General features: G+C 43.3%; 13 protein-coding genes. 5 read left to right on the forward strand and 8 right to left on the reverse strand.

Annotated elements, in window-relative coordinates:
• The first annotated feature begins 138 nt into the window (after window positions 1–138).
• Both EI161_RS02335 and EI161_RS02340 read left to right on the forward strand, forming a co-directional pair.
• Window positions 139–753: a glutathione S-transferase N-terminal domain-containing protein gene (locus EI161_RS02335; RefSeq protein ID WP_192522809.1), complete on the forward strand. Its 615-nt coding sequence runs from the start codon at window positions 139–141 to the stop codon at window positions 751–753.
• A 309-nt stretch (window positions 754–1062) separates the two neighbouring features.
• The gene (locus EI161_RS02340; RefSeq protein ID WP_192528883.1) at window positions 1063–1500 is read left to right on the forward strand and encodes a ClpXP protease specificity-enhancing factor; all 438 of its coding nucleotides are present in this window, start codon (window positions 1063–1065) and stop codon (window positions 1498–1500) included.
• A gap of 105 nt (window positions 1501–1605) precedes the next feature.
• Here the strand turns inward: EI161_RS02340 and dcd are convergent, their stop codons facing one another.
• The 7 genes from dcd to EI161_RS02375 form a co-directional block, all read right to left on the reverse strand.
• On the reverse strand, window positions 1606–2181 hold the full coding sequence (dcd, locus tag EI161_RS02345) for a dCTP deaminase (RefSeq protein WP_192528884.1): 576 nt from the start codon (window positions 2179–2181) through the stop codon (window positions 1606–1608).
• 157 nt (window positions 2182–2338) lie between these two features.
• Window positions 2339–3490 (reverse strand): DUF2804 domain-containing protein, encoded by a 1152-nt coding sequence (locus EI161_RS02350; protein WP_225735189.1) that lies wholly within the window; start codon window positions 3488–3490, stop codon window positions 2339–2341.
• A 155-nt stretch (window positions 3491–3645) separates the two neighbouring features.
• Window positions 3646–4872, reverse strand: a complete 1227-nt coding sequence (gene apbC, locus EI161_RS02355) for an iron-sulfur cluster carrier protein ApbC (protein WP_192528886.1) — start codon at window positions 4870–4872, stop codon at window positions 3646–3648.
• Between the two features lie 221 nt (window positions 4873–5093).
• Window positions 5094–6446, reverse strand: a complete 1353-nt coding sequence (gene mgtE, locus EI161_RS02360; protein ID WP_192528887.1) for a magnesium transporter — start codon at window positions 6444–6446, stop codon at window positions 5094–5096.
• 198 nt (window positions 6447–6644) lie between these two features.
• Window positions 6645–7445 carry a 3-hydroxybutyrate dehydrogenase gene (locus EI161_RS02365; protein ID WP_192528888.1) on the reverse strand — a complete coding sequence of 267 codons (801 nt, stop codon included), beginning with the start codon at window positions 7443–7445 and terminating at the stop codon, window positions 6645–6647.
• 71 nt (window positions 7446–7516) lie between these two features.
• Window positions 7517–8146 (reverse strand): 3-oxoacid CoA-transferase subunit B, encoded by a 630-nt coding sequence (locus EI161_RS02370; RefSeq protein ID WP_192528889.1) that lies wholly within the window; start codon window positions 8144–8146, stop codon window positions 7517–7519.
• A 178-nt stretch (window positions 8147–8324) separates the two neighbouring features.
• On the reverse strand, window positions 8325–9038 hold the full coding sequence (locus EI161_RS02375) for a CoA transferase subunit A (RefSeq protein WP_192528890.1): 714 nt from the start codon (window positions 9036–9038) through the stop codon (window positions 8325–8327).
• A 361-nt stretch (window positions 9039–9399) separates the two neighbouring features.
• Between EI161_RS02375 and EI161_RS02380 the strand changes: the two genes are divergently transcribed.
• The 3 genes from EI161_RS02380 to EI161_RS02390 all read left to right on the forward strand — a co-directional run bounded on the left by EI161_RS02380 (window position 9400) and on the right by EI161_RS02390 (window position 13651).
• Window positions 9400–10815: a GntP family permease gene (locus tag EI161_RS02380; protein ID WP_192528891.1), complete on the forward strand. Its 1416-nt coding sequence runs from the start codon at window positions 9400–9402 to the stop codon at window positions 10813–10815.
• Window positions 10816–11220: 405 nt separating this feature from the next.
• Entirely contained in the window at window positions 11221–13305 is a 2085-nt protein-coding gene (gene metG / locus EI161_RS02385) for a methionine--tRNA ligase (protein WP_192528892.1), read from the forward strand.
• A gap of 76 nt (window positions 13306–13381) precedes the next feature.
• A complete protein-coding gene (locus EI161_RS02390; RefSeq protein WP_192528893.1) occupies window positions 13382–13651 on the forward strand; it encodes a hypothetical protein in 270 nt (89 codons plus the stop codon).
• 83 nt (window positions 13652–13734) lie between these two features.
• On the opposite strand, the gene EI161_RS02395 is transcribed toward EI161_RS02390, so the two are convergent.
• On the reverse strand, window positions 13735–14013 hold a 279-nt coding region (locus tag EI161_RS02395), incomplete at its 5' end, for an IS30 family transposase (RefSeq protein ID WP_192524602.1).

Genomic DNA, 14013 nt, shown 5'->3' on the forward strand with positions numbered 1-14013 from the left:
ACACGTTAATAGCCACGCGCTATGGTTATAAATCATTAGCTGGATAGCAGGCTCATACGCAATGTTTACGTACGTTGCCTTGATAAACAGTGCGACTTTGTTTACGATAACAGCCTTTACTGTTAACATTAGGCTTTCATGATTGATGCGAATGACATTCCAAGTAGTCAGCTAATTTTATACGCTGATGACGGCTACGACAGTCATGTGGTACGCCTATTACTTGAAGAAAAAAAGCTGGCTTATTATTTGTCACGGCTGCACTCTGAGCGTCCTGAAGACTTGACTGAGCTAAACCCCTACCACACCTTACCTGTCCTGCAGCAGCGCGAGATTGCGCTCTATGAGACCAACGTCATCTTTGAGTACTTAGAGGAGCGTTACCACGCTAATAAATTGCTCCCTGATACACCGCAAGAGCGTGCACAATTTCGGCAATTGGCTTGGCGTATTCAGCATGATTGGTTGGTGTTGGGCAAACGCTTATTGATGCATCCAGACAGCTTTAACAAAGCACAAGCTGCCATCGCTAAAAAGCAGCTAACTGATTCATTAATTACTTTGTCACCCCTATTTGCGCATAAGCCTTATTTTATGGCAGATGAATTTGGCTGGTGTGATGTGCTTTTAGCCCCTCTATTATGGCGTCTTGAAGAAATGGGTATCGAGCTACCGCGTGCTATTAGCCGCCCGTTGTTTGACTATCAAACGCGAGTCTTTGAGCGTAAAAGCTTTCAAAAAAGTGTGCGTTAATTAGGACATGTTCTTAACCTAAGCATTAAACCTTAAATAGGCTAAAAACGACTAAATCTTTGCCAAACTGCGTCAAATAGCTTGCTCACATCTCAATATTATCTGTACTATTTTCCTTGTTTGGCTACAATTTATCTCATTTTTATCACCACTTTCAAAATGAGGATGCGCCCTAGACAATGCCTGACCGCTGTCTTAAGATAGATGACAAGAAAATAGGAGCTAAGTGTCGCTTATAGATAACAGCTAACGAAGCACTGAAAAAATATCTTTAAATTATTACAATTCATTAGTATAGGAAATCATTAGATGAGTGAACTCATATCTATTACCCCAACCCGTCCCTACATGGTGCGCGCGCTATATCAATGGATAGAAGACAATGCGCTTACCCCGTATCTAATGGTTGATGCCACCGCTGAAAATGTACAGATTCCAAGAGAACACGTACAAGATGGACGTATCGTGCTAAATATCGCCAGCCGTGCGACTGGTAATATGAGTATGGAAAATGATTACATTTACTTTAGTGCGCGTTTTGGTGGGGTGTCACAAGATATTTGGGTGCCACTAACTGCGGTAATGGGTATCTATGCAAAAGAAAATTCGCAAGGCATGTTTTTTGATCCAAAAGAGTATGAAGGCTATCAACCAGAAGAAGATTCGACAGTAACTACTGATAAGAGCCCCACTGCCTCACCTAAGCCTAAACGCGATAACAAAGCAGGTTTAAAGGTTTTAAAATAACAGAACTTACCGCATAAAAAAGCTGGGCGTACTTAATACGTCCAGCTTTTTTTATTGCTAATCTAGCAGGTTCATCGCCTTACGTGTTCAGTAGAATGTAGAGCATCAAGTTCTAGGCAACGTCACCCCTTTTTGTCCTTGGTATTTACCGCCGCGGTCTTTATAACTGGTCTCACAAACATCATCGGCATCGCTTTGGAAAAACAGCATTTGTGCCACGCCTTCACCCGCATAAATACGCGCTGGTAAATTGGTGGTATTACTAAATTCTAAAGTCACATGCCCTTCCCATTCAGGCTCAAGCGGCGTCACGTTGACGATGATACCGCAACGCGCATAAGTAGATTTGCCAAGGCAAATCGTCAATACGTCACGTGGAATGCGAAAATACTCCATCGTACGCGCTAAGGCAAATGAGTTTGGCGGAATGATACATTCGTCACCGATGATATCGATAAAGCTTTTTTCATCGAAGTTCTTTGGATCAACGACCACTGAATGCACGTTGGTAAAAACTTTAAACTCAGGGGCACAGCGCACATCATAACCGTAGCTTGAGGTGCCGTAGCTCACCAAACGTTCGCCAGCATCATTAAAGCGCACTTGACCTGGCTCATATGGCTCAATCATGCCATGCTCTTCAGCCATTTTACGAATCCAGCGGTCAGATTTGATAGACATTGTTGTTCCTTAGCAGATATAAAATAGAGGTTATAACTTGAATGGTATTTTGATAGCGACGATTATACGGAATTGATAGCGCGATTTATAGAGCATTAGCGACTTTAAAGTTAATACGTTCGAGAACCCACTTATCATCACTATATATTTTGCTACGCTACCATTTAGCAAAATGGTCTTCTGCCAACCCGATTACTTTGTTAAGCTTAATCACCTTATCTTTGATACGAATCTCACCGCTATACTCACCAATCCATTGCTCAAAAATACTGGCAATGACACCAAAATTATCGGTCTTTTTATAACTGCGGATAGGCGTAAAGGTTAAATCGATATCGACATGACTCCAGCCTAGGTTTTGATGATAGATACGCCAAGGCTTCTGACTGCTAATGACTGTATTCTTAGGCACTCTCTTAGGCACTAAATCTTGCTGGTCGGGTGATATACTTAATCCATCACGAGCAAACATCACTGGTGGTAAATAAAATATTTGCCCATCAAGCCAGCAAGCATTTTCACTGGCGCCTGTCTCATTGACACCCATCGCTAGATTTAGGGCAAAGTGACTACCGTCTGGTAAATAACTGTTGATACAGCTCCAAAACCAATTGGTCTCATGACGCATATAGCCTAGCGTCCAATCCAGATTGGCGATAGTCGTATCGGTAAAGTCTATTTGCTTGGGAGGCGTACTAGGAGCACCCACATTAAATCGTGAGTCGGCTTTGATTGATAGGTGACCAGTTATCGCTGTGAACGGCTCTTTTTGAGTGAACGTCCAGCCACGCCTGCCAGTCGGTGTGCAGACTGCTAATGGCTGATCTTGACGCGTAAGCATGGTATTTACAGCAATATACTGGCTGTCTAATGCTACGTTAACTTGTTTAGGAGTAAAATCTAATGTTAATGTCAGTTTTGAGTGAGTAAACGCCATTTTTCCTTGATAGCAATCACCTTCCAAAACTGTATGGCGTGTCAAAGGTTGCAATGCTTCACAAATCTCTAGCTGCTCAGTATTGTCATTATAAAGGTAAACAAACGCACTGGTTGCCAGCTTAATTGTAGCAAGCGCCAAACAAATTCGATAAGGCGACTCGATAATTTGGATAAAGCAGAACTGATTGGCTTTTAGTTCTTTACGCCAATTGGGCAGTGATTTTTGTGAAATAAGATGGCTGTAGTAATCTAGGTAATTGATATCTTTGACTTGAGAAAAGACGCCAAAACTAGGCTGACCGTTTTGAATAAGTTGGTCAAGCGCAACGGGTTGAAAGCTAACCAGCGATTTTTTATAATCTTGCTTCATCGTCATGGCATCCTGGCCAAATATAATTTAAGTAGCCACCGTTCCTTGATGGCCACTCATTAACGGATAACGATAGATTTCCTCATCCGCTTCTGTTTAATGAAATCTCAATACTTTCAAGGTTGATCCTGTCATTTCAACAGGATTTTTATTTATCAGAAAATACGCTTATCATCGACCGGCTTGGCAAACTTACTGATATTGGTTTCGATATTTTTGGCAATGCTAAGATAATATGGTGCAAACTCATCATCCGCTAAGACGCTTGGTTCACCTTTATCCACTTGCGCACCAATACCACTGGCCAGTGGCAGTTGTCCCAACAGTGGCACATGATATTGTTCAGCGATTTTCTCGCCGCCGCCTGTACCAAAGATGGCTTCGATATGGTTGCAATTACTACAAGTATGTAGCGCCATATTTTCAACAACGCCCAACACTGGAATGTTGGTTTTGTTGAACATCTCGATACCTTTTTGGGCATCCAGTAGCGCAATATGCTGCGGTGTGGTTACAATCACCGCACCCGTGACTGGAATACGCTGTGCCAGCGTCAATTGAATATCACCAGTACCTGGCGGCATATCAATCACTAAATAATCTAGCTGCGGCCAGTTGGTTTGGTTGTACAGCTGCATCAACGCACCAGTGGCTTTTGGTCCACGCCACGCGACAGGCGTATTATCACCATCCAGTAGACTACCAATCGACAACATCGCCATACCGTGGGCATTGATAGGAACAAACTGCTCATTTTCTAGCTCAGGCTTTACACTGGCCACACCTAGCATTGTCGGCATACTGGGGCCGTAAATATCCGCATCCAGCACACCAACACGGTTGCCCAGCTTTTGTAATGCCAAAGCAATATTGACAGTCGTGGTTGATTTACCGACACCACCTTTGCCAGATGCGACAACAATAATATGACGGATACGCGGATGTGACGTTAGTGATGCTTGGGTCGGTGCAGGTTTGGTAATTGGCGGTTCAGCATCCGTAGTTTTACTATTAGCATTTACCGACGATTGATTTTGACTGTCCATCGCATTGGTGGTCTTTGGTATCTGCTTTGGTAAGCTCGAGCCTGCACCTTTTTCTGGAGCAGGCAGACGTACATTCATATGAATGGCCTTGATGCCATGCGGGTGCAATAGGTGCCCAAGCTCTTGTTGGATCGTCTCAGGGTTACTGTCTTGTGGCAGGCGCAAATCTAAAGTCAACTGGTCACCCGTGCGTTCAAGCCCTGTTACCATGGTAGCAATACTGGTCGTACCCACATGATAACCTAACAAAACCCTATCAACGGCGCTATCAAGTGCGGCTTGCTGCTCTGGAGTCTCAGGTTTCGAAGCTGCTCTTTTTTTTATAAAGTTAAACATGGCTACCTCTCTTAATGATTAAGTCTGGCAAATATAAAGAATATGTTTTCAACTAACATTTTAACGAAAACAAGTATTTTAAATACATTTAAACCAAACGGTTTATATATATACAGTGTAGCTCAATGAGAGGTATAAAAAAACCACACTGTCAGTAGGTCTGAGGCTCAAAGACGCTGCTAAGCGTTAGAAGTATTTTGTTAGACAGAATAAAGTAAAAACTAACCTATCGGTAAAAACTTTGACGCAATGAATAAGTAAATAAGCACGCCTGAAGCATCACTTATCGAAGTTATCAAAGGCGCACTAGCAGTGGCAGGGTCAAAACCCACCTTACTGAGTACAAAAGGTAGACTCATGCCAATCACACTACCAATCATGACCACACAAACCATACTTAATGCCAGTACCATAGATACTGTTGCATCACCGCGAACATAACCGATAAGAGCAATAGCGACTGCCATCGTACCACCCAGCAATAAGGCAACCAATGCTTCTCGGCCTAGTAGCGAGAACCAGTCACGCATGACCACATCACCCGTTGCTAGTGCACGCACCATCAAGGTTGCCGACTGCGAACCGGCATTACCACCACTATCAACCAATAGAGGCAAGAAGAATACCAATACTAAATTGGCGGCAATGACGTCTTCAAAATTGGCAATACTCAGCCCTGAGAGTAAGTTACCAAATACTAAAAATACCAGCCAAAAAACCCGCTTACGATATAGGACGGTAATACTGACATCTTTTAAGCGACCGACCATCGTCGTGACACCACCTGACTTATGAAAGTCATCGGTAGCCTCATCGCTGGCCACATCCATCGCATCATCGTGGGTGACAATACCGACCAATGCTCCACTTGCATCGGTAATTGGCAAAGAAATTAAGTCATAACGCGCAACCATTTTAGCGACGTCTTCCTGATCGTCGTTCACATCACAAGATATGACAGAGCTGACCATGATGTCATTAATTAATTGTTCAGGCGATGCTAAGATAAGCACTCTTAATGACACCACACCTAGTAGCTTACGGTTATCGTCAATCACATAGGCATGATAAATAGTTTCGGCATCCGGAGCCTCTAATCGCAGCGCGGCTAATGCCTCAGCAACATTCATCTCAGCGCCTAACGTTGCATAGTCTGAGCTCATTAAAGCCCCAGCAGTACGCTCTGCATACGAAGCCAACCTGCGAATATCTTCACGCTTCGCTTGGGCTAAGGCGGGTAATAATACATCACGTTGGTCTTGACTAAGACGCTTATATAAGTCCGCCCGCTCATCCGATGGCATCTCTCCTACTATCTTTGCTAACACTGCTCGCGGGAAAACATAAGCCAGCGCCACCTGAATATCAGCGTCTAAATAGGCAAATATCGTCGAACGATTGGGCAGATGCTCCAATAACTGCCATGCCAATTTAGGCTCAATAAGTGCGATTATATCGGCGATATCGATAGGACGTAGCGTCTGAACATCGTTAACAGCTTGCTCAAAATGCTGTTGTTCGATAGCACGGCTTAGTTTCGCTGCAAAACTCAACGCAAGATCTTCATTAGTCATTATGTTACTCCGTGCGCCCGAAACAATGCAGCAAGCGCTCACAAAAAAGAGCCAATACTATTGGCTCAGGTTAATATAAAGCTAAATCCTACTGGATTGATCTTTTTTTATCAAGCTTTAGGCTTTTTTTAGCTGCTTAATAAACAGTAAACCAATGAAAAGCTTGTTAAAACCATCAAAAACATGAAAGACGCCGCGCTAATTCATGAACCAGCCGTGACTGGCAACGATAGATTGTCCAGTAAAGACATTACTTGGGAAAGCCGCTAAAAACAAAGCCAGTTGAGCAATATCATCCACGGTGGTGAATTCTTTGTCGACGGTATTGGCTAGCATAATGTCATTAACCACGGACTCTTCACTAATGCCTTTTTCGGCAGCTTGTTGCGGGATTTGTTTTTCAACCAAAGGTGTTTTGACAAAACCTGGACAGACCACATGCGCGCGCACATTATGTTCAGCGCCTTCTTTTGCCAATACACGGCACAGTCCAAGTAGTCCGTGTTTGGCCGTGACATAAGGCGCTTTATATAGCGACGCTTCATGCGAATGTACTGAGCCCATATAGATGACTGTACCGCCTTTATCGCCTTCATACATATACTGCACGGCGGCTTTGGTGGTCAAAAACGCACCATCTAAATGGATGGCAAGCATTTTTTTCCAATCCTCAAAAGCCATCTTATTAATCGGATCAATGATTTGAATCCCAGCATTGGAAACGAGAATATCAATACCACCAAGACTATCTACCAGTTTTTGTACACCATCGTTTACTGCCGCCTCAGAAGTGACATCCATGGCAATCGCGAGTGCTTTGCCACCAGCAGCTTTAATAGCATCAACGGTTTGCTGCGCCGCTTCAATATTGATATCAGCAATACCGACCGCTGCGCCTGCTTTAGCATAAGTTTCAGCAATATCGCGGCCGATGCCACTTGCCGCGCCTGTGACTAGAGCGACCTTACCGGTCAAATCCTGTTGTAGTTGCGTCGCCATGATTTATCCTCTTTATTATTTTATCGAGTAACCGATAGCACTGTCTCATTTTTAAAGTGACTCCACTATAACTATTGAATAATGGTTACTGGTGTTTTTTGTTGCAGCTCGTCAAAGCTCACACCTTCTGCCAACTCTACCAGTTTCAATCCCTTATCAGTGATATCTAATACCGCAAGTTCAGTAATAATACGGTCGACCACGCCCTTGCCTGTCAATGGCAACTCACAATTGGCAAGAATTTTTGGATCGCCGTGTTTGTTGACTTGCTCCATCAATACAATGACGCGCTGCACGCCAGCGACCAAATCCATCGCACCACCCATGCCTTTGACCATCTTTTTAGGAATCATCCAGTTAGCCAAATCGCCCTGCTCTGAGACCTCCATCGCTCCCAATATTGCCAGATTGACATGACCGCCGCGAATCATCGCAAACGACTCTGAGCTACTAAAATAACTAGAGCCAGCCTCTGCCGTTACAGTTTGTTTGCCCGCATTAATCAAATCGGCATCGACGTTTTCTGCCGTTGGAAACTCACCGATACCTAATAGGCCGTTTTCTGACTGCAACCAGACATCCACACCTTCAGGAATGTAGTTTGCTACTAGGGTCGGCAAGCCTATTCCTAAATTTACGTAATAGCCGTCTTGTAGTTCTTGTGCGGCGCGCTGCGCCATCTGTTCTCTTGTCCATGCCATGGTGATTTCCTTATTTTTATAACTACCCCAAAAAATATGATTAGCGGCGTTAAACTCACTTAGTCTACTAAATGTAGCACTTTCACTCGTTTTCCTTGCTACTCAAATTTTTAGGAATAGTATTACGATATTCTATTATTAATTTAACACTTTAAAAATATTTTCTTTAAACCATTACCTAAGCACCTTCGACTGCTTTAGTCGTGGTTTTTTCGATACGCTTTTCAGGGTTATCATTCAAGACGATGCGCTGAACAAAGATACCGGGCAAATGAATCTCATCAGGATCGAGCATGCCATTCTCGACGATTTCTTCTACTTCGACGATAGTCACTTTACCAGCCATCGCGCAGTCTGGGTTGAAGTTACGGGCAGTTTTATTAAAAATTAAATTGCCCGATTTATCTGCCTTTCTCGCTTTAATCAAGGACACATCCGCACGTAATGAATGCTCAAGCACATAGGTGCGCCCGTCAAAATCACGGGTTTCTTTGCCTTCAGCGACGAGTGTCCCAACGCCAGTTGCGGTGTAGAATGCAGGAATACCCGCGCCGCCTGAACGTAGCTTTTCGGCTAATGTTCCTTGCGGGGTCAGCTCCACGTCTAACTCGCCCGCCAAGTATTGACGCTCAAATTCTTTATTTTCACCGACATAAGAGGAAATCATTTTTTTGATTTGGCGGGTTTGTAATAATAATCCTAAGCCAAAGTCATCAACACCCGCGTTATTACTGATACAGGTTAAGTTTTTCACACCACTATCGCGTAGCGCGGTGATTAACGCTTCTGGAATACCGCACAGCCCAAAACCACCGATAGCCAGTGTTTGTCCATCACTAACAACACCTTTTAGGGCTTCTTCGGCACTGCTATATACTTTTGATTGACTCATGCTTATCTCCTTGCAAGTCTCATTTTTGTTATTTAAGTTGGGGTATGTTGAATTCACTATCAGTAATCTAGCCACCCTTTTATCTTTTAATTTTATATTAATACATTCTATATCGATATATCATATAAAAGACACTTATGCTAACTTAACATATTATTCTCGCAGCGACTAGAGAATAACCATAAGGAAATGGGAGCGGTGCTTAGTGCTTGCGCTACTCGATAATAGCGATATTAATATCGCTTTCGTATTCACCTTTTGTTATCAAAATACCAACCACAGTTGAATAAGATTCTTTTATTGAGCAGTAGCAGCAAACATTAATTATTCGCGATTTAACACCGGCCAAGGAGAGGCTCTCATGTTTAGCACATTCGCTATTATCATTACTTTGTTACTATTGATGTTCTTCGCTTATCGCGGTTATTCCGTGCTGATTTTGGCACCGATTATGGCGATGTTAGCGGTATTATTGTCAGGCGACTTTTTAAGCAGCATTCCCGCCTATACCGATATCTTTATGGGCGCATTGAGTGGCTTCTTGCTCAAGTTCTTCCCTATCTTCTTATTAGGCGCACTATTTGGGCGTTTGATGGCAGACTCTGGGGCGGCGACAGCCATTGCCAAAACCGTGGTAGAAAAACTCGGTGCCAGTAAAGCGATTTTAGCGGTTATCTTAGTCTGCGCCATTTTAACCTACGGCGGCGTGTCGTTATTTGTCGTAGCGTTTGCCATTTACCCTATCGCCAAAGACTTGTTCAAGGCGGCTGATATTCCTAAACGCTTGATACCAGCAGCAATTGCTTTGGGCTCATTTACCTTTACCATGACTGCGTTGCCAGGCACACCAGCCATTCAAAATGCGATTCCGATTCCCTATTACAATACCAATGTCTTTGCCGCGCCTATTTTAGGCATTATTGGCGGTACGGTGATGTTTATTGGTGGTTGGTTATGGTTGCAGTCACGAGCCAGAAAAGCCAACGCAGCAGGCGAAGGTTATGGTCAGCACGATGAAGGCGATGTGGGCGGCGTTGGGGCAATCAAGAAAGAGTCTGAGACGCTGAGTACGCATCACACCTCATTTACCGTTGCTATGATTCCGCTGGTACTGGTCATCGGCTTAAACGCCTTACTGACTTATGCTGTCTTTCCATCAATGGATTTTAGTGGCTTACAAACTCAGTTTCCTGACCTAAATATCGCCGGCTCGCTTGGTCTGTGGTCGATTATCATTTCATTGGTCGTGGCTTGCGTGGTGTTGATCGTACTACGTATTGGTCATTGGAATAACCTACAAAAAACCATCAACCGTGGTACTTATGACTCCATGTTGCCAATTTTTAATACGGCATCAGAAGTCGGTTATGGTGCGGTGATCGCCTCATTGGCAGGCTTTCTTCTCATTCGTGACAGTATTTTGAATCTCAATCCTGACAATCCACTCATCTCAGAAGCGGTCGCGATGACTACGCTTGCTGGTATTACGGGCTCATCGTCTGGTGGTTTGAGTATCGCCCTATCAACGTTGGGTGAAGACTATCTAAGAATGGCAGTAAACGCTGGTATCGATCCAGAGCTAATGCACCGAGTCGCCGTGATGGCAGCTGGCGGTTTAGATACTCTGCCGCACAGTGGCGCGGTCATTACTCTACTCGCTATCTGTGGTTTGACCCATAAGCAGTCTTATCTAAACGTGGCCATGGTCACCATGGTGATTCCACTGGTCGCCGTGGCGACGGTCATCACTTTAGGTACGATGTTTGGGTCATTTTAATTCGATTGCATCAGTCAAAAACGTAGTGGGTTAAATCTAAGAGCGATACAGTGCTAAAAATGTATCTCTTTTATTTTAAACTGACGATACGAAGACCTACTGAGCGATTGCTTGGTGGGTTTTTTCATGGCTTTTTTATGACAAATAAATCCATCTAAAACCTATGACTTACGGCTAATAATTCAATGACAGTCTATACGCGATATAGAGGTCATTAGCGGATTAATTACTGAGGAATGTCACAAATTTAGCCGAATTACGGTATCATAGGCACACTTTTCGAATTTTTGCTTTTTTTAGAAGTTTTTAGACCTTTTTAGCATTGATAATATCGCGTCTGCTGGTCGTAAATGGCTTGCGACGTTTGATAACCAACCCGTTTATATAAAAATATAGGTGATAAAAGTGCGTGAGATTCTAGTAACCAGTGCGCTGCCCTACGCCAATGGCTATATCCATTTGGGGCATCTTGTAGAATACATTCAGACTGACATTTGGGCGCGTGCTATGAAAGCGCAAGGCCATCAGGTCACTTATGTCTGCGCAGATGATGCACACGGTACGGCTATCATGCTCAAGGCAGAAGCCAATGGTGTGACGCCAGAGGAACAGATTGCCTCGGTTAAAGCTTCGCATGAGGCTGATTTTGATAAATTTTTAATAAATTTTGATAATTATCACACCACCCATTCAGAAGAAAACAAGCATTTCTCTGAGCTGATTTATCGTCGTCTGAATAATGCTGGACATATCAGCACTAAAGACGTCGAGCAACTATTTGACCCTGAAAAGCAATTATTTTTGGCCGATCGTTTTGTCAAAGGCACTTGCCCTGAATGTGATGCGCCAGACCAATATGGCGACAACTGTGAGGTGTGCGGTACTACCTATGATGCGACCGACCTTAAAGACCCGCATTCAACGCTATCTGATGCCACACCAGTACTCAAAACCTCTAAGCACTATTTCTTTGACTTGCCTGAATTTGAGCAATTCTTACAAGACTGGACCCATAGTGACAACCGCCTACAAGTATCGGTCGCCAATAAACTCCAAGAATGGTTTGATGCTGGGCTGACCAGCTGGGATATCTCTCGTGATGCACCCTACTTTGGTTTTCAAATTCCAGATACGCCAAGCGATGAGCCAGACAAATATTTTTATGTGTGGCTAGACGCGCCAGTCGGCTATATGGCCAGCTTTAAAAACCTATGCGATAAACGCGCAGGCACTGAAAATGCGCTCGATTTTGACCGTTATTGGGCACAAGAAAACGAGCATAAAACCGAGGTTTATCACTTCATCGGTAAAGACATCGTTTATTTTCATGCGCTATTTTGGCCAGCGATGCTTGCTGGTAGTGAATTCCGTACACCAACGGGCGTCTTTGCGCATGGCTTTTTGATGGTCAATGGCGAAAAAATGAGTAAATCACGCGGTACTTTTATTAAAGCCGAAACGTATGCGGAGCATCTACATCCTGAATACTTGCGTTATTATTTTGCCAGTAAACTGTCTGACAAAGTTGAGGATATCAATCTTGATTTAGAAGACTTTATGCAAAAGGTCAACTCTGATTTGGTCGGCAAAGTGGTCAATATCGCCAGTCGTAGTGCTGGATTCTTGGTGAAAAAATACGATGGTATGCTCACAGAAGTATGTGCAGAGCCGCGCTTGTTAGAAGACATTACCAAAACGGGCGATGAAATTGCGGTGGCTTATGAAAACCGTGAGTTCTCTCGTGCCATGCGCCTAATCATGCAGTGTGCTGATAAAGCCAATGAATATATCGACGAGAAAAAACCGTGGTCACTCGCCAAACAAGAAGGCACCGAACAAGAAGTCCAAGACGTCTGCTCGGTAGCGATTAATATTTTCCGTCAATTGATGGTGTATCTAGCGCCTGTATTGCCTGAACTGACCGCTAATGCCAAAGACTTTTTAAACATTGATGACTTAAGCTTTGCCAGTCGTAATGAGTGGTTGCTCGGACATAAAATCAATAAATTCAAACCATTGATGCAGCGTATCGAAGAAAAAGATATTGCGGCGATGGTCGAAGATTCAAAAGCCTCATTGGCGCAAGCAGATGCGCCTGCTGATACAACTTCTCAGGTGATAGAAACTGACGCCAGTACAGAACAAGCCGACTATCAAGCCGATCATATTGGTATCGAAGACTTTGCCAAAGTTGAGATGAAAGTCGCACATGTCTTAGAGTGTAATTACGTCGAAGGTGCTGATAAGCTGTTGCAATTCACCTTAGATGTGGGCGAAGATAAGCCGCGTAATGTCTTTAGTGGTATCCGTAAATTTTATGAGCCTGAACAGCTGACCGGTAAAAAGGTGATTTGCGTGACTAACCTTGCGCCGCGTAAGATGAAATTTGGGATCTCAGAAGGCATGGTACTCTCAACAGGTAATCCAAAAACCCAATTGACCGTGGTTACTTTGCCTGATAATTGCGTGATTGGCGATGTCCTTGCTTAAGAGACATTTGATGAGCTGGCTTAACTAGTGTGGCTAATCTATTAAATATAGGGGAATGATATTGGTATTGCTTAGGTTGTTAGCAGATATCCTCCTTTATTTAACATTAGGCTTGCTAGTTTATTGGTATTTTACCGAAGACATAACCGCACTATTTAGCGCTATTGCTAGTGGCATTATCAGTGCTTTGTTGTTTATCTTTACCTCAGATATCAGACAATCGCGGCGTCAGCGTAATCGAAATGCTGATGTTATATGGGATTGGTGGTTCTATGCTGATATTTTAGAAATACCTTTTTATTTCATTGGCTGGCTGTTTAAAAGATTATGGCGTATTTTTGATTAGCAAACTAATAACAGATTAAATAGTAAAAAAGATGTCCTAGTGGCATCTTTTTTATTGCTTAGATTAACACACCAAGTGCAACGCTAAATTATATTATAGAACACCTGATTGGGCGTTTTAAACCCTAAGCGTTTTCTTGGTCTGTTGTTTAGTTTATTCTCAATGTCCTGTATATCATTATCAGAGACTTGTCTAAAGTCACAACCCTTAGGCAAGAACTCTCTGATTAAGCCGTTAGTATTCTCGCTGGTTCCTCGCTGCCATGACGCATAAGCATCGGCAAAGAAGAAGGAAGTAAAGAGCTTTCGTTTCACCTTCTTATGCTGAGCAAACTCTTTACCATTGTCAGAGGTAATGGTCTT

This window comes from Psychrobacter sp. FME5 (assembly GCF_014861375.1).
Lineage (GTDB): Bacteria > Pseudomonadota > Gammaproteobacteria > Pseudomonadales > Moraxellaceae > Psychrobacter.